The 16005-nt window shown below is 49.8% G+C and carries 13 protein-coding genes, 1 tRNA gene, 1 other RNA gene and 1 pseudogene; 7 read left to right on the top strand and 9 right to left on the bottom strand.

Annotation, left to right across the window (positions count from 1 at the left end):
* Positions 1 to 206 (bottom strand): annotated as a pseudogene (locus T504_RS14690) (IS5/IS1182 family transposase); the annotation flags it as partial.
* Between the two features lie 116 nt (positions 207 to 322).
* Entirely contained in the window at positions 323 to 520 is a 198-nt protein-coding gene (locus T504_RS0113485; protein WP_033171572.1) for a hypothetical protein, read from the bottom strand.
* A 196-nt stretch (positions 521 to 716) separates the two neighbouring features.
* Here T504_RS0113485 and T504_RS0113480 point away from each other — a divergent pair.
* Positions 717 to 805, top strand: a tRNA-Ser gene (locus T504_RS0113480).
* Between the two features lie 297 nt (positions 806 to 1102).
* The gene (locus tag T504_RS0113475) at positions 1103 to 3073 is read left to right on the top strand and encodes a clostripain-related cysteine peptidase (RefSeq protein ID WP_231473924.1); all 1971 of its coding nucleotides are present in this window, start codon (positions 1103 to 1105) and stop codon (positions 3071 to 3073) included.
* Between the two features lie 28 nt (positions 3074 to 3101).
* Here T504_RS0113475 and T504_RS0113470 read toward each other — a convergent pair whose 3' ends face one another.
* The 4 genes from T504_RS0113470 to T504_RS0113460 form a co-directional block, all read right to left on the bottom strand.
* Complete coding sequence (locus T504_RS0113470) at positions 3102 to 3299, bottom strand: hypothetical protein (RefSeq protein WP_033171570.1); 198 nt, start codon at positions 3297 to 3299, stop codon at positions 3102 to 3104.
* Between the two features lie 239 nt (positions 3300 to 3538).
* The gene (locus tag T504_RS15140; RefSeq protein WP_072022754.1) at positions 3539 to 3724 is read right to left on the bottom strand and encodes a helix-turn-helix domain-containing protein; all 186 of its coding nucleotides are present in this window, start codon (positions 3722 to 3724) and stop codon (positions 3539 to 3541) included.
* Between the two features lie 138 nt (positions 3725 to 3862).
* Positions 3863 to 4042, bottom strand: a complete 180-nt coding sequence (rpmF, locus tag T504_RS0113465; protein ID WP_033171569.1) for a 50S ribosomal protein L32 — start codon at positions 4040 to 4042, stop codon at positions 3863 to 3865.
* Between the two features lie 160 nt (positions 4043 to 4202).
* Positions 4203 to 6680 (bottom strand): cell division protein FtsA, encoded by a 2478-nt coding sequence (locus T504_RS0113460; protein WP_033171568.1) that lies wholly within the window; start codon positions 6678 to 6680, stop codon positions 4203 to 4205.
* Between the two features lie 129 nt (positions 6681 to 6809).
* On the opposite strand from T504_RS0113460, the gene T504_RS0113455 reads away from it, so the two are divergent.
* On the top strand, positions 6810 to 8063 hold the full coding sequence (locus T504_RS0113455) for a DAK2 domain-containing protein (protein ID WP_033171567.1): 1254 nt from the start codon (positions 6810 to 6812) through the stop codon (positions 8061 to 8063).
* Positions 8064 to 8069: 6 nt separating this feature from the next.
* On the opposite strand, the gene T504_RS0113450 is transcribed toward T504_RS0113455, so the two are convergent.
* A complete protein-coding gene (locus T504_RS0113450) occupies positions 8070 to 9149 on the bottom strand; it encodes a glycosyltransferase family 9 protein (RefSeq protein WP_051635412.1) in 1080 nt (359 codons plus the stop codon).
* A gap of 168 nt (positions 9150 to 9317) precedes the next feature.
* Between T504_RS0113450 and T504_RS0113445 the strand changes: the two genes are divergently transcribed.
* A complete protein-coding gene (locus T504_RS0113445; protein WP_033171566.1) occupies positions 9318 to 12632 on the top strand; it encodes a DEAD/DEAH box helicase in 3315 nt (1104 codons plus the stop codon).
* A gap of 54 nt (positions 12633 to 12686) precedes the next feature.
* Here T504_RS0113445 and T504_RS0113440 read toward each other — a convergent pair whose 3' ends face one another.
* Positions 12687 to 13001 (bottom strand): hypothetical protein, encoded by a 315-nt coding sequence (locus tag T504_RS0113440; RefSeq protein ID WP_033171565.1) that lies wholly within the window; start codon positions 12999 to 13001, stop codon positions 12687 to 12689.
* Positions 13002 to 13232: 231 nt separating this feature from the next.
* Between T504_RS0113440 and ssrS the strand changes: the two genes are divergently transcribed.
* Positions 13233 to 13392, top strand: a non-coding RNA gene (ssrS, locus tag T504_RS14335) — 6S RNA.
* A gap of 58 nt (positions 13393 to 13450) precedes the next feature.
* Here ssrS and T504_RS0113435 read toward each other — a convergent pair.
* Positions 13451 to 13693 (bottom strand): DUF896 domain-containing protein, encoded by a 243-nt coding sequence (locus tag T504_RS0113435; RefSeq protein ID WP_033171564.1) that lies wholly within the window; start codon positions 13691 to 13693, stop codon positions 13451 to 13453.
* Between the two features lie 230 nt (positions 13694 to 13923).
* On the opposite strand from T504_RS0113435, the gene T504_RS0113430 reads away from it, so the two are divergent.
* On the top strand, positions 13924 to 14910 hold the full coding sequence (locus T504_RS0113430; protein WP_033171563.1) for a diaminopimelate dehydrogenase: 987 nt from the start codon (positions 13924 to 13926) through the stop codon (positions 14908 to 14910).
* Between the two features lie 135 nt (positions 14911 to 15045).
* A complete protein-coding gene (locus T504_RS0113425) occupies positions 15046 to 15888 on the top strand; it encodes a hypothetical protein (RefSeq protein ID WP_033171562.1) in 843 nt (280 codons plus the stop codon).
* Positions 15889 to 16005 lie beyond the last annotated feature (117 nt).

The raw sequence follows: 16005 nt of genomic DNA, 5'->3' as shown, positions 1-16005 counted from the left end.
GCCAACATCTGCCTTGGCGACGCCAAATTTCGATTTATTCGCTGATAGGTCTTTTCCAGTGCCGTAATATCCATACCCCCAATACAATGGCGAAGCAGGCGGACGGGGTCATCTTTGCCAATCTGAAATTCAAGATTAAATGGAAGAAATACTTGATAGCTTCCTTCAAAAGACGTATAATCTTTTTGTGAATTTGGTTTTTGCATATCTAAATTCTACACCTAATCCCGAGGCATTCAAGCCCCGGGATTATTTTTTTGCACATGAAAAAGGACTGCTGCACGTCACATTACGTGCAACAGCCCCTTTCTGCGTCATCAGCTCATTTTTTGCTGCACAGCGCCTTCCTCAGCACTGCAGAGCTCATAATGTCGCTATGACGTTCAAAAGCTGCCTGCATTTTTTGACCTAGTCCTACCGCGTCAAGAAGGACATCCTCAGCTTTGGCTTGAAGCAGGAAAAAATCCTCTTCCAATAAAGCGAAGCTAGCGGTGGCCCGGTCAGAGTTTTGTTTATTCAAACCAAAACCTCCCGATAGAGCGTCGTCGGTCTGTGCAGGACCGCAAGTTTATTATAGAGGAAAGAATCAAGATATGCAATAAGAAACGATAAAATTTTTAAGAAACTTTTAACGATATAAATTCCCTTTTATTGCCTGAGATATCTTTACAATAGCCAATAGCATGTGGTATAATATTTTTGTTCGCAACGAACACGGAGAGGTGTCCGAGTGGTCGAAGGTGCTTGACTCGAAATCAAGTGTGGTTAATAGCCACCGTGGGTTCGAATCCCACCCTCTCTGCCATTGAAAGCATTGGTCTCGTGAGTTTTCACGAGGCTTTTTTTGTGCGCGTTTTTAGGTGGTTCGTTGAAGAAGAAAAAGCCACTCTCGACGAAAAGGGTGGCTTTTTGAATTTTCCTTGCTAAGGAGGAAGGGGTGCCTAAAATGGCGAATAAGTTTATACTCCTAATGAGCAGATTGCGCTTTTGATATGGTTTATGATGATGGCAGTTTTCATGAATGGTGCGATATTTACGTGAGTTTTATGAATGGGTGGGAGAAATGTACAGGTTGACAAGAAATATATTGGGGAAATTTTGTTTGACAATAACGATTCTTTTGGCTGTTTTTGTATGGTGTGGTAAACTTAGCGTTTTTTCTCAGGCTGAGGCATCCAATCAGGCCGGAAATAACTGGCTGATTTATTGGTATATTTGCGGCTCTGATTTGGAATCGAAAAATGGCTTTGCTACCAGTGATTTAATTGAGCTTACGAAAGTTAAGCTTCCGTCAAATGTCAAGGTGTTTATACTTACTGGTGGAGCTAATAATTGGCAAAATGACATGATGAAGCCGGGGGAACTTGGACTATATCTATATGATAGTAATGGAATTAAAGAAATAGGTCGCTATGAAGATGCAGATATGGGATCTGCCAAAACCTTGGAGGATTTTTTGGATGTGGGCAAGCAGGCTTTTGCTGATGCTGATTTGCGCCGGGCTTTCGTATTTTGGAATCATGGTGGTGGTAGTGTGGGCGGTGTTTGCCTGGATGAGCGCACTGGAAATTCCCTTAGTTTGAATGATATTACCAATGCTTTTACTCAGGTTTATGGTACTTCGGAGTCAAAACCACCATTTGAAATGATTGGCTTTGATGCCTGCATGATGGCTAGTTATGATACAGCCAATGCTTTGAAAGGAATATCCCGCTATATGACGGCCTCTGAGGAAAGCGAACCGGGGAATGGCTGGGATTATACCAGATGGGTTAGCGCTTTAGCCAATAATCCTTATATGAGCGGTGCTGAATTAGGACGGGTTATCTGCGATAGTTATATGAAAGGCTGCCGAGAGTATGGGACGGCTGATACGGCTACCTTGTCGGTGATTGACATAAGTAAGATTTCGGCCTTGGGGAGGGCTTACGAAAATTATGGAATAGAGGCCTTGAAGCTGGCTTCGAATAACTCGGGGGGATTTTTCGCGGAATTTGGCCGCAGTGCCCAGAAAGCGGAAAATTATGGCGGCAATAACAGGGAACAGGGTTATTCGGATATGGTGGATTTAGGTGATTTGGCCAGCAGGACTACCGGATTATTGCCCCTGACCTCTAGCGGACTGATGAACGCCGTAGATAACGCGGTGGTATATAAAGTGCAGGGAAAGTACCGCAGTCAGGGAAAAGGCATTTCTGGTTTTTACGCTTATGATGGCGACTGGAGGGTGTTGGAAAAATATTTAGAGCAGAAGGCTGTGCCACTGCCGCAGAAATGTTTGTATCATTATATGATTTCGGGGGTGTTTTCACAAGAAGCCAAGGATTTGGTGGCCAAAGGTATTTCGCAAGACATTCCTACCGTTCCCAAGATACATGAAAACGATGCCCAAGCTCAGAATTTTTTCCCGGTGGATAAGCTGGAGGATAAGTTTGTCGATATTGATTCTAATGGAGATGCCTTTGTTACTTTGAATGACAGGGAAATGGATATACTTTCCAGTGTTCATTGCCAGTTGGTTTATATTTCGGAAAAAGATGATATTCTTCTAATGTTGGGCAGTGATACCAATATTGTGGCTGACTGGGACAAGGGGGTGTTCAAGGATAATTTCTTCGGCAAGTGGCCGATGCTGAATGGGCATCCTGTTTATGTGGAAATCACAGCGGAGGATAATGGCTATAATCTCTATGCGGTGCCGATTAAGCTTAATGGTGAAAGATGCAATTTGGAGGTAGCCTATAACTACGGTGATGAAAAATACCATATTCTCGGTGCCCGTAAAGGGATAGACAACAACGGCATGGGAAGCCGTAATCTGATTCAACTGAAAAAGGATGATCAGATAACCACCGTTCATTATGGTATGATGCTTTCGGGGGATGATAATGAGCCGCAGGAAGTGGATGTAGACACATTTAAAGCAGGGGATAATCCGAGGTTTGCCGATGAGGATGTGGGGGATGGAATGTACGGATATTTCTTTGAATTTGTCACCCCCACTGGTAAAAGTGCCTTGTCTAAGATGGTAAGCTTTACGATAAAGAATGGAAAAATCACTACTTCCAATTAACTTACCAACTAATAGCAAAAGCCAGCCGTTAAATCGGCTGGCTTTTGCTATATTGTCCTTTTGGATGGTAGATATTCATCACGCAATGGGTTTGCATCATTTGCTCTAGGGAGTCTTTTAGTTTTTTATCCCAATGCAGCAGGCAATCTTCCATTTCGTTGATTTCTTGCTGTAATCCGTTCATGCTGTTGCAGAGGTAACAAAGTTCCTTGAGCGATTTTTCCATATAACAGTTCTCCTCAAATCGTGTCTGGGTTAGTTGATAACTGACGATTATCAATCTTTAACATTATTATAAACTAATTAGAGGAGAATGTATGTGTAGTCTTGTACAATTTTTTTATAATATCTGTGAATTTTGTACATTTATAATTGGAATCATTCAATAAGTGTCAACTAGAAATGGATGAACGATGGCATTCATCGGAGACCTTCCACAGTGATTCGGTGAATAGCCTAAGAGAATTAAAGATTCAATGCGTTGAGAAGAAGGCGGTAGGTGTTCACGCTGATGGGGCGATAACCGCATTCGAATTCCAAGAGTGTAGACGGTTTGATCCCGCATTTTAGTGCCAGCTGACGGCAGGTTAGTCCCTGGTCGAGGCGGGCGGAACGGACTATGGATATGTCGCGGAATGAACGAATAATCAAAGATGAGACTCCTTTCTTGCTTTTCAATGTCTTATAAAAGATAATTCATTAAACCATAAAATAGAGATGGTGTCAATGTCAGCTGTCCTGGCAAAAAAATAACAGGGCAGCTGACCAGCTGCTCTGTTATTTATCGCATTATTCTGCTGCTTTAACGACCTCTTTGCCATCATAGTAGCCGCATTCCGAGCATACGTGATGAGGCATTTTCGGTTCGTGGCACTGCGGGCATGCTACGAAGCCCGGTGCTTCAAGTTTCCAGTTAGCGCGGCGCTGATCGCGACGAGCTTTGGAAGTTTTACGCTTTGGTACTGCCATGTTGATTTTCACCTCCGGAGTGAATCTTATTCCCTGTTAGTGAAATCCATGCAATGGGTTGATGCTGAATGGATTCATTTCACGTGGTTAATGTGCGTTGACACATGTTACTATGATACCCTTTTTCGTGTTATTATGCAAGTAAAATTTTCAGCATCTGTCAGTCGTTGCGGATGAAGTCGGCAATCGTGCGACGCTGTGGTGCAGCTGGTGCAGCTGGTGCCGGGGTAGAGCTATTCGTGAATTTTGGCATTTGCGGGCGAGGTGTGACCGGAGAAATACCGCCAAGATTCGTGCGAGAGGTGCTGGCGTTGATGTTGGCGAGCGTCTGTACACCGGTGGTGCTGGCAGCTGGTGCTGCTGGCGTTTCGTTGTTCTTGTCCAGTGAGGTCAATTTGACTTCGAGGATATCGCCGTTCTTGACCGGGTCGGTGAAGTCTACCGGTAAGCCGTTGACGAGTATCGTGAAGGTCATACGGCTGGTGGCAGCAGGCGGCTGGAAGTTGACGGCTAACAGCGCATCGCTGACGGTGGTAGCGGTACGCTCGGATTTCACATAGGTAATTTCGCAACCGTCATCTATCAGCGTGCCAGGGCTGGCCTTGCGGCCGTTTACCATGAGCTCGATGCTGGCCGATGGGATTTGATATTCGTTGTTTTCGTAATAGATGACGATCGAGGTATCGGCATCGTTGACATCGAGAACATCCCCGAGTTTTGGTTCTTCGTCGGCGATGTATTCGATATGGTCGCCTTCGTGGATTGGCATCGAGATGCTGGCCGGCGCATCGTTCAAAAGGATTTCCGGCGTGCAGCTGTAGCTCGAATCGCTGCCGTTGAGTTTGTAATGGATTTTACGGCCCGTGGGCGGATAGCCCGCTGCCAGCAATGCCTCGCCGAGACTTTTGAATTCGCGGCTTTCGATGACGTCGCCATCGGCCAGCAGTTGATCGGCGGAGGCTTCTTTGCCGTTGATGGTGACATGCTGGCGGATGTGTTTTTCACGGCCGTTTACATAGATCGTATATTCCTGTCCGGCCGTGACTAGATCGCCAAGGCGTACGGTCGGAGTGGTGCCGTTTTCGCCAGGGATAATGGTGATATGGGCACCATCGTGGATGACGGTATCCAGGTCGGCTTCTTCGTCTCCTAGCAGGATTTTGGCAAAGGTGCCAAGCGTCCCTGGGAAGAATTTCTTTTCAGTTCCCAGGCTGACCATGAGGCCGAGTCCTGGATGGCCGTTGTATTTGCGCATGTTGATGCCGGCGTTCAGCAGGGCATCGGAGATGGTGAGCTCCCGGAAGTTGAATAAACTGTATTCTTCGTCGTTGACATAGACCGAGAGGAAATGCAGGGTGTTAAGGGAGGCAATCTTTAAGATGCCCAGCGGCGTGACGGCGTCGGGGGAGTGAAGTTCCTCCGGCAGGTCGGTGATGCCATCGACGTTGTCTGGCTTGCGAACCGCGACGCGGTTTTGCGGCATGCCGAGAGCATCCGCAACGAAGGCAGCCAGGTTCGGGGTCAGCGAGCCGCCGCCGACGAGCATGACAGCCTGAGGAGCATCGCCGTTGAGTTCGAGAATTTGCTTGGAAATCGCAGCGGCTAGGTTTTCGATGTTCGGCAATACCGGATCGATGATCTCCTTTGCGGTGAGATTGTATTCCATACCGAGGATATCCGTGAAGGAAACGTCCTCGCCGTTTGAGGCACGGCGTTTGATATCTTCGGCTACATTGAAGTCCAGCAGGAAGCGTTGGCTGATGGCTTCGGTGACTTCATCACCAGCCAGTGGAACCATACCATAGGCGATGACGGAACCGTTTTTGGTGATGGCAACGTCGGAGGTGCCGGCGCCGATATCGACCAGTACCAGGTTCAGATGGCGCATGGTGGGCGGAATCAACACATTGATGGCAGCAATCGGCTCCAGCGTCAAAGCGCGCATCTCCAGATTCGTGGCATGGAGTGCGGATTGCATGGAGTCGATGACCTGACGGGGCAGGAAGGTGGCGATGACGACGGCTTTTGCCTTTTTGCCTCGCTGTCCGACGAGAGATTTGAGCTGGATGTCATCCAGAATATAGCGAATGGTGCTGTATCCTACGCAGTAGTAACGCGTGGGATCATCGACCGTATGCGAGTCAGTCAGGGCTGCTTGAGCGGCCTGTACACCGGCAAAATCGAGATTTCGCTGCTGCTCTGGCGTGATGAGGCCATTGACTTCCATTTCGGCTTCAGCGGTCATGGTGTAGAGGGCGCGGCCTGCTGCAGCAACGGCGGCGTTTTTGATAGGACCGGTTTTCGCCTCCAGGGATTCTTTGACTTTCTCGATGATGGCAGCGACCTGCGGCACATCGTGAATCTGACCGTCTAGCATGGCACGGGTTTTGTGCTCCAGCCGGTCGGTGGCAATGATGTGAAGCTGATCATCGGTTTCGTCGTGCTCAGCTACAATGCCGATGACACTGCGGGTACCAATATCGAGGGAGAAAATGCGCTCGCCCTTCGCTTTGGTGGCAGCAGGTTCTTTCGCGGTTTTAACTGCTTTGGTTGTTTTGCTGCGCGTGGTGGTTTTCTTGGCCGGTGCCCCCGTTTTGGTGGCAGTTTTTGTTTTTGCCGGCTCTTTTATTGTAGGCATAAAAAAACTCCTTGTTATTTCAGAATTTAAAAGGTTATTTTACTTATTTCGCGAAGTATATAAAGGAATCCTGTTTTTAGCAGAAAATTTACGGGACATACAAACTAAAAAGAAGCGGGTGTGATTGTTATGACAGGAAATAAAGAAGTAATAACAGGTAGTGATTTCAAGCGCATGGTAAGTGGCGCTTATAGTGAGTTCCTGCTTGAGTATGAGACCATAAATGAGATGAAGGGAGCAGGTCATCGTCCTGGCACGCATGTGCTGCGGACAATGGGGGCAGCGGTGATGCCGCTGCGGGATGTGAAAGATGACAGCATTGGCGGCTTGGCACGGCGGGTAGCATCTGGTGCGATTTTTGGTGCCCGCGGGAATGCTGGAGTGGTATTGGCGCAGATGTTCCGCGGCCTGGGGAAGGGCTTGTCGGGAAAGTATAATGCAACATCGTCTGAGTTTGGCAAGGCGTTTCAGTATGGAATCCTCTATGCGCAACGCGTGATCCCAGGAGGCGAGGAGCGGCCCATTATCACCTTGGCTAAGGCCGTAGCCAAGGGCGCTTATCGTGCGGTTCGCGACAATAAGCCTATTTCAGAGATATTGGAAGCAGCTATCGGCACGGGCGAAAAGGAATTGGAGAAAATCGGCAGCGAAGATGCTGGTGCCCGTATCATGTTCACTTTCCTGAAAGGCTGTCTCAAGGGGCTGGATGGCAATTTCGTTTCGCCGGCGGTCAGTTTGTCTTTGGGGTTAGAGGCGCAGCAGCCCGGTATGCCGGATCCGCGCAACGATGTGGTTCGTCCCTATTGTGTGCGCTTTACCGTGGGAAACCCGAAAGTGGATATTCAGGCGTTCAAGGAACAGTTGAACGAGTATTCCAGTTTTGTGCTGGTTCAGCAGAAAGGGCGCGGCATCGCCGTTCATTTACATACAGACCATCCGGGGAAAGTCATTGAGCAGTCTGTGGGGTGGGGGTCCATCAAAGAGGTTCGCGTCACGAATATGAGTGAAACGCACGAACTTAGCCCGCATGGCGCCTTGATTCCCGTAGCGCTGCTGGCTGTGGCGGAAAATAAAGTCCAGGCGCGGGAGATGCAGGAAGCCGGCATTAACATCATTGTAAGTGGCAGTGAAGATGACGGACCATCGGTAGCGGAGCTGGTAAGCGCAGCGCATAGCGATTTTGCCGATGCCTATCTTATGATTGCCTGGAGCCGTGATTTCTGGCTGGTGTTCCAGCAGGCAAAGCGGCTGGTCGGAAGCCGGGTGGAGCTGGTCCTCTGCGAGGATAAAAATCAGCAGGCCCTGGCTGTCCGAGCATTCGATCCCTCGAAAACGGCAGTGGAGAATGCGAAAGCGATGGCACGGAAAGTGGAAAAAGAATAATAGCAGCTATTTCAACAAATTTATCAGCTCGTTGGCGACGATGGTTGGTGATATAGCGTTCATGCAGGCATTGGTTTTATGCCTGCATTTTGTTTTGCAACAGGCGGTGCAGTTGTGCGGGCTTAAGATAAAGTGGTGACCGGCCGTGAGTGGTCCGTAAATGGTTGGATGGGTCGGTCCCCAGAGGGAAAGCGTAGTCAGTCCAACCGCTTCGGCGATGTAGAGCGGCCCAGTGTCGCCGGTTAGCAGCAAGTCGGCCTCGGCAAAAAGCGCGGCAAGTTCGCGGAGATTGGTTTCGCCGGCAATCGAAAGGCTGGGGCGATCCAGCGGCTGCTGGGCTTCTTCGATATAGGGGATGTCGTTTGGTGCACCCGTAAAGACAAGCTGTACCGACGGAGGGAGCTGGCGTAGTGCCAGACCAAAATTTTTAGCCGGCCAGTTTTTGTCCGGCCAAGTGGTACGAGTGTTGATGAGTAAAAGTGGCCGGCTGGGATTGCCGATTTCGATGCCATGGGCCCGCCAAAATTCCTTGGCCCATTTTCGCTGGCTGTCGGTAAGTGCGAGAATGAGCCCCGGCTGGAAATCCGCAGCGGTTATGCCTAATGGTTCGAGAGCGGTCATATAGCGGCGGATCTTATGCGGTTCGTCGATGTCCGGGGCCATTTCGCTCATGAAGAGGAAATTGCCTTCGTGGCGCTCGTGGATACCGATGCGGCGGGGGGCGCCACTGAGACGGGTCAGAAGACCGCTGAGAAAGAGTCCTTGAATGTCCAAAGCAATATCGAATTCATGTGCATCGAGCAGGACTTTGGCTTCTTTCAGGCAATGCAGGACTGTGCCGAATTTCTTTTGGGCAAAGGCCTTATCGATGATGCGGCGGTCCCATACTAAGAGTTCGTCGATGTCGGGATTGTTCTGTAGCAGGCTGTCAGCCGGTGGGCTTACGAGCCACGTGAGATGGCAGTTTGGATAGATGCGTTTTAGGTTGTGGACAACAGCAGTGGCATGCAGTACGTCGCCAATCGCACTGAGGCGGACGATGAGGATGCGGGTGCCGTCTGCTGGTTCTCTGTTTTTTTTCTGCATAAAATTCCCTTTTCTAGTTGGTTTTTCAGCCGGACCATAGTAGAATGAAAAGATGGGCTATGACCCATTTTAGCGATAGAAAATGATAGTTTTATCTTAGCATAGCAAACTTAGGGGATTCAAGCATTCTCAGGTTTTTTTAACGTAGGAGAAAAGGAGTGGCAGGACTTGTTGAAAGATATGATGATTCGCACGGTGACAAGTGATGTAGCTTATAGCCGTGGGGTACGGTATTTCAACCAGGGCCGGGTGAAGAGCCTTGAACAGGTCCGCCCTCATCATTACCGGGGACAGGTGGAAGGCTCGATTTCCTATGCGGTGGAAGTTCAGTTGTCCAAGGATGAGAGCGGTATTGAACAATACCATTGTGACTGTCCGGCAGCCCGACAGTATCTCGGTGCCTGCAAGCATGTGGTGGCGGTGTTAAAGGCCATTCAGGACGACCAGGTGGAAGATGAGGAAGCGTATACTTCCAAACAGGCCATATTTCAACATCTCAAGGATTCATACGATGTACGCAATCAGGAGGAGCGGCGCGGTTCTGTCAGCAGCCGGCGGATGTTTCGCTTCTTTGCCGATGCGGATCGGGTGGATGAGGCTGCTTATCGGAGCGCCAGTCAGACGGCTTATCTGGTTCCGCGTCTTTTTGTGGAAGATCTCTATGGCAGCACGCACTGCTGGTTGGAATTTCGCTTTGGTATTGACCGGCTTTATATTATCCGGGATGTACTGACGTTCCTGCGTGAAATGGAAAAGGGAAGCAGCTGGCCGCTGGGCCGCAATGCCGAAGTGGACCTTTCGGATATCCGTTGGGCCGATCCGGTATCGGAAAAATTGTATCAAATGCTTGGCGATGCGCATCGGCTCGAGCAGGATGTGTTGGTACATGGGCCGGATCGGAGCTACTACTATTCTGGTTTTCACAGCTACATTTTTGAGCAGAAGCAGTTTAAACTGTCGCCAGATAATCTCGGAAGATTTTTGGCGATTATGGGAGATACGCCCTTTGAAATGCGCATAAATGGTGCGGAAATCGGCGATGTCCGGGGAAGTCAGTCAGAACCGCCCGTGGCCGTGAGCATCCGTGATAAGAGTGGACGGGGAGTGGTGAGCCTCGAGACGGAGGATTTGATGCCGTTGGATGAAGATTGCCGGTATCTGTATCAAAACCAGTATGTGTATGTGGTGACGGCTAAGTTTGCCCGGGCGGTGAAGCCTTTATGGCAGTCCTTCCGGACGACTTCGCGGATTGAGGTGCCGCGTTCGGAGATGGGGCGCTTTTTTAGTGAGGTGCTGCCACGGCTGGAAAAAGCGGCAGAGGTTGAGGTTGACCCGAAATTTTTGGAACAGTATATGCTTCAGCCGCTGACGGCAGAGCTTTTCCTGGACTATGCTGGCGATGGTGTGGCCGTTCGTCCGATGCTCTGTTATGGCGACGCCAGGTTTAATCCGCTGGTGACGGCGGAGCCGCCACTTCGCGATGGCCGTCGTTTGGTGCGGGATGCACGCGGGGAACAGGAAATCATGACCCGGCTGGCATATTATGGTTTTGTTCAGGAACGGGACCAGTTGGTTCAGCGGAACGAGGAAAAAAGCTACGAATTCCTGACCGAAGAGTTGCCGACGCTGCCGGATTGGGTCGATGTATTCTATGAAGACAGTTTCGTAAAGCGGCCCGTTCGCCCGATGCCAAAGGTATCGGCTGGCGTGAGTGTCAACGATATGGATTTGCTGGAAGTCACCTTCAATATGAAGGATTTGGATTTTTCTGAGCTCATGGATATTTTGGATTCCTATCGTGCCAAACGACGGTATCATCGGTTGAAGGACAAGACTTTTGTCACACTGGAAGAGCAGCAGATGCAGGCTGTGGCGGATTTTGTGGAAAATGTCGGCATTACCCGGGCGAATGCAACGGATGGCGCTACGGTGGAACTGCCGCTTTCCCATGCGATGTATTTGGACGAATTGGTGCGGGAAGATGAGAATTTGCGACTGGAGCGCAGCCGTAAGTTCCGCAAGATTGTGCGGGATATCCGCCGCCCGGAGGAAGCCGAGTATGATGTGCCGGAAAGCCTCAAGGGGGTGCTGCGCGATTATCAGGTGACTGGGTTCAACTGGTTATCCACGCTGGCAGACTATCATTTGGGGGGAATCCTAGCCGATGACATGGGACTGGGTAAGACGCTGCAGGTCATTGCGTTCCTGTTGTCGAAAAAGGCTGAGCAGCAGTTGCCGTCGCTGGTCGTGGCACCGACTTCGCTCATGTATAATTGGCTTGATGAAATCCAGCGGTTTGCTCCGGCGTTGAAGGCGGAAGCTGTAGCTGGCACCAAGGAGCAGCGCGAAAACATTTTGGCCGGTGCCGATAGCGGCTATGATGTGCTGGTCACTACGTATAACATGTTGAAGCGGGATATCAAGCTCTATGAGAAAATCAAGTTCCGTTATACTTTCCTCGATGAGGCGCAGCATATCAAAAATCCTACCACCCAGAATGCCCGGGCCGTCAAAAAGATCAAGACTGGCGGTTATTTTGCGTTGACGGGAACGCCCATTGAGAATACGCTTACGGAACTTTGGTCGATTTTTGATTTTTTGATGCCGGGCTATTTGCTTACCCATAAGAAATTCAAGGATCGGTATGAGACGCCGATTGTCCGTGAACAGGATGAGCGGTCGCTGAATGATCTCAAGCGCCATGTCATGCCGTTTATCCTGCGGCGTATGAAAAAGGATGTTTTAACGGAGCTGCCGGATAAAGTCGAGCGCAAGATGCTAAGCGAGATGACTCCCAAGCAGGAGAAGGTCTACCAGGCCTGGTTTGTCCGCAGTCAGCGGGAGTTTGCGGCGGAACTGCGGCAGAATGGTTTTGGGGATAATCGGATTAAGATTTTGGCTATTTTGACGAGACTGCGGCAGATTGCCTGCGACCCGGCGATGTTTCTTGATGGCTATGAAGGTGGTTCGGGAAAACTCGATATGCTGGAAGAGGTCGTAGGCGAAGCGGTAGAAGGCGGTCATCGGATTTTGGTGTTTTCCCAGTTTACGACAATGCTGGAACACATCGGTCAGCGCTTGAAGGTTCTGGGGATTCCCTATTATTATCTTGATGGATCGACGCCGGCACTCGAGCGCATTCGCTTGGTGAAGTTGTTTAATGAGGGAAATATGCCTGTATTTTTGATTTCCCTCAAGGCTGGCGGCACGGGGCTGAATCTCACCGGTGCGGATATGGTCATCCATTTTGATCCTTGGTGGAATCCCGCCGTGGAGGATCAGGCGACGGATCGTGCTTATCGCTTAGGGCAAAAGAATAACGTTCAGGTTTTGAAATTTATTACCAAGGGGACCGTAGAAGAAAAAATCTACGAGCTCCAGGAAAAGAAAAAATCCCTTATCGATCAGATGATACAGCCGGGTGAGAATTTCCTGTCTAAGCTCAGTGAAGAGGAAGTCCGGGAATTGTTTGCGCATCGTTAAGGAAAGAATGGCACAAAAAAACAGGCATCGCGTGAGTGATGCCTGTTTTTGTCCTCAATAATGCGGATGAGCTTTTACGTAGTCTACCGGACGGCTCCAATCGACATGAACCTGCGTCGCATTCCAGAGGCGCGTGATGGCGAGCTTGAAGCTTGCTTCATCGGCCAGCGGATCGACGGTCTCATGTGTGAAATCCATCAGCGTTTTATGGGGAACCATGATTTCGTGGGTTTTGCCAAGATATTCCTCCACCAGCGCTTTGCCTTTTTCATCGTCAAGATGAATCTCAGCTTTGTGCGCATCGGCATCATAGTCAATCCAGCCCAAAGTGTTGTTGTAGCTGATGGCTACGCTGAATGTAATTGCCATAAGTAAAACTCCTTTATGTCATGTGATGATTTTGTCGATAAATCATATAAGGCTTATCTATACATTATAGTCGATTTTGTTCGGAAAGTCCAAGCAAAGCTCAGGAATTATCTTTTTTAACAAGAAAACTGCAAATATACAGATTTTTTCGTAAACGGTCAAAAGCTCTTATTTGTCAAGTCTTGCATGCAGTTTTTTTTTATGCTATTATACATACAAAGAAGGACACGCCTGGGATGTACGCGGGCTTTTATTATGTCTAACCTACATTTTTTATAGGGAGCTTGATTTGATTCTGATGGATGTGCGCCTCGGCGGAGACTGAAGTCAGACTTAGGGCACCCACCTGCTAGTCGCAGGTTTTAGGCATGAAAAGCGTACGGCATTTCGGACCCCTGCTTTGAAAAGGGATTGCTGCCTTAGGGCTGGCAGTCCCTTTTCGTGTATCATCAGTGAAGTTTACGGCGCAGCGAAAAGGATACTTCGTTGATACGGGTGACCTTTGGCTGCGCTTTTTCCGGCGCGTCGACGACTTCGATGTTATCGAGCATCCCTTTGACTTGGTCGCGGATGCCATCAAGGTAGATGCGGCGGAGTTTCTGCTGCTCAGCGGTTTCCTCCTCGGAAAGTCCGACGGAACGCTTTTTGCGGGCAAGTTCATTGATACGGGCAATGAGTTCCGGTGTAATCATATTAGACCTCCATTTATGCAAAAAATATTGGTTATCGACATAGTCAATGCTATCTATTATAACGCCATTGTTACCAATTGACCATAGGCAAATTGGCAACAATGGCGTTTGGATCAAGCGGAAGAGAAAATGTTTTTCAATAAATCGATGGTATGATATAGTAATAACGTAAAAGATTGTGATTTGTCATAGTGTACAGGCAAAAGAATGAAACAGAGAGGGGTAAACCTATGAGTATTCGTATTGGTATCCTTGGTTATGGTAATCTTGGCCGCGGCGTTGAGTGCGCGATTGAGGCCAACCCGGATATGGAATTGGCAGCGGTTTTTACGCGCCGCGATCCGTCGACGGTTCGTATTGCAACGGCGGGCGTTCCGGTTGTTGCTGTGGACGATGTTTCGGCTTGGAAAGATAAAATCGATGTCATGATTCTTTGCGGTGGCAGTGCTACAGATTTGCCGGTGCAGGGGCCTCAGTATGCCAAGCTGTTTAATGTCATCGATAGTTTCGATACGCATGCCTGCATCCCGGAGCATTATGCAGCGGTGGATAAAGCGGCCAAAGAGTCCGGGCATATCGGAATTATTTCAGTGGGCTGGGATCCGGGACTGTTTTCGCTGGCTCGTGTCTATGCCAATGCCATCCTGCCTAACGGCAAGGATTATACCTTCTGGGGGCGTGGCGTTTCCCAGGGGCATTCGGATGCAATCCGCCGCATTAAGGGCGTAAAGGATGCCCGTCAGTATACGGTTCCGGTTCCGTCGGCTATTGCGGCAGTCCGCGCCGGCAAGAATCCAGAGCTCACGACGCGGCAAAAACATACCCGTGAGTGCTTTGTCGTCTTGGAGGACGGTGCTGATGCAGCCTATGTCGAGAAGGAAATCAAGACGATGCCAAACTATTTCGCAGACTATGATACGACGGTGACGTTTATCAGCGAAGAAGAACTCCAGAAAAATCACCAAGGCCTGCCACATGGTGGCTCGGTAATCCGTACGGGGGTCACGGGGCACAAGCAGGAAAATCAGCATGTCATCGAGTTCAAATTGGATTTGGATTCCAATCCGGAATTCACTACGAGCGTGCTGGTGGCTTACGCCCGCGCTGCCTATCGGCTGTCTCAGGAAGGTCAGACGGGATGCAAGACGGTTCTTGATATCGCGCCGGCTTATCTTTGTGCACAGAGCGGCGAAGAACTTCGCGCGCATTTGCTTTAACCGTCATTCCGCTGGCTCAATGAGCTGGCGGATTTTTGGTTTATGGACGATTTTGTCTTTGGCAAAACGAGCATAATGGCGGTATAATGACGATGAGGATATAAAGTTAAAAGGGTTTGGAAGGGAGCAATATATATGGCAGTGACGCCACCTACTGCGCCAACTCCGCCAACCCCTCCATCGGTGCCGCGAGTGTCGCTGGAGGGCGGCGGCAGTGTTACGCAGTCTACGGTGCCGCAGAATAAGAATCAGACCGATGCGCAGCGGCAGGAGGCTGATGCCCGCCAAGCCGTGGCTCAGGGAGATGGACCGCTTTCGAAAACCACGCAGGAAAAGCCGGATGCCAAACAGAATCAGCAGAATCAGCAGAATCAGTCCGATGGAGGGAAGAGTCAGAGCACAGTCGTGCAGACAGATCCTCAGGCGGCAGCGGCATTGCAGGATGGCAAGCCGGGAGAGGATGCGCAGAATACGCAGTCTGCGCAGGCGGCAGCGCCGCCATTGACGTCCTTTGCGGGACATGGCACAGGGTATTGGATTTTTACCTTTGTTTCGGTTTTTGTGTTGGCGTTTGTGCTGTTTCGTGTCGTACTCAAACGGCGGAATGGCAGCAAGGGAGAGCTTTCGGCAGCGGATATCCGCCAGGCAATTGAGCCGGATGAGTCCGAACGCTCGTTGAACCTTCGCGGCCTTACACCGGATGAGGCTCTCCGTCAGCTCGAGGAGCAGGAGGCCTTCGAGGCAGCAGAGGAGGTCCGTAAAGCGCGGGCTGAGGCAAAGGCACGGCTGGCCAAAGCCCGCAGCCGCGTCCGATTGACGCCGGAAGTTCCAGCAGCGGCAGCACCGAAGCAGATTGCCCGGCAGTATCGGGAACAAGTTGCGGCGATGCCGCCGGAAATCAAGGCTAAGCCCCAGAAGATTGTGCGTAAGCCGCCAAAAGATGAGGCCGATAAAGAGCATTTTGAAATCAGTGTTTGATGGAGCTCGGTGAGGCAGACGGGCGTATTGACCGTAGAATTGTTAAACGATATAATATAAAGATGTAACCGTTGGAAATTGGATATAATCTTGTTGATTATTCAGATATGGAGAGTG

Origin of the sequence: Selenomonas sp. ND2010, assembly GCF_000702005.1 — a bacterium.
GTDB lineage: Bacteria > Bacillota > Negativicutes > Selenomonadales > Selenomonadaceae > Selenomonas_A.
Note: the sequence above shows the minus strand (reverse complement) of the source record. Positions and strands in the feature narration are given on the sequence as shown.

What these genes read in the sequence shown, in the direction of transcription:
- T504_RS0113435 (WP_033171564.1), bottom strand. Translation starts at nt 13,693, where the DNA reads ATGATTACACCGGAACTCATTGCCCGTATCAATGAACTTGCCCGCAAA.
- T504_RS0113430 (WP_033171563.1), top strand. Translation starts at nt 13,924, where the DNA reads ATGAGTATTCGTATTGGTATCCTTGGTTATGGTAATCTTGGCCGCGGC.
- rpmF (WP_033171569.1), bottom strand. Translation starts at nt 4,042, where the DNA reads ATGGCAGTACCAAAGCGTAAAACTTCCAAAGCTCGTCGCGATCAGCGC.
- T504_RS0113450 (WP_051635412.1), bottom strand. Translation starts at nt 9,149, where the DNA reads ATGCAGAAAAAAAACAGAGAACCAGCAGACGGCACCCGCATCCTCATC.
- T504_RS0113470 (WP_033171570.1), bottom strand. Translation starts at nt 3,299, where the DNA reads ATGGAAAAATCGCTCAAGGAACTTTGTTACCTCTGCAACAGCATGAAC.
- T504_RS0113460 (WP_033171568.1), bottom strand. Translation starts at nt 6,680, where the DNA reads ATGCCTACAATAAAAGAGCCGGCAAAAACAAAAACTGCCACCAAAACG.
- T504_RS0113440 (WP_033171565.1), bottom strand. Translation starts at nt 13,001, where the DNA reads ATGGCAATTACATTCAGCGTAGCCATCAGCTACAACAACACTTTGGGC.
- T504_RS0113455 (WP_033171567.1), top strand. Translation starts at nt 6,810, where the DNA reads ATGACAGGAAATAAAGAAGTAATAACAGGTAGTGATTTCAAGCGCATG.
- T504_RS0113425 (WP_033171562.1), top strand. Translation starts at nt 15,046, where the DNA reads ATGGCAGTGACGCCACCTACTGCGCCAACTCCGCCAACCCCTCCATCG.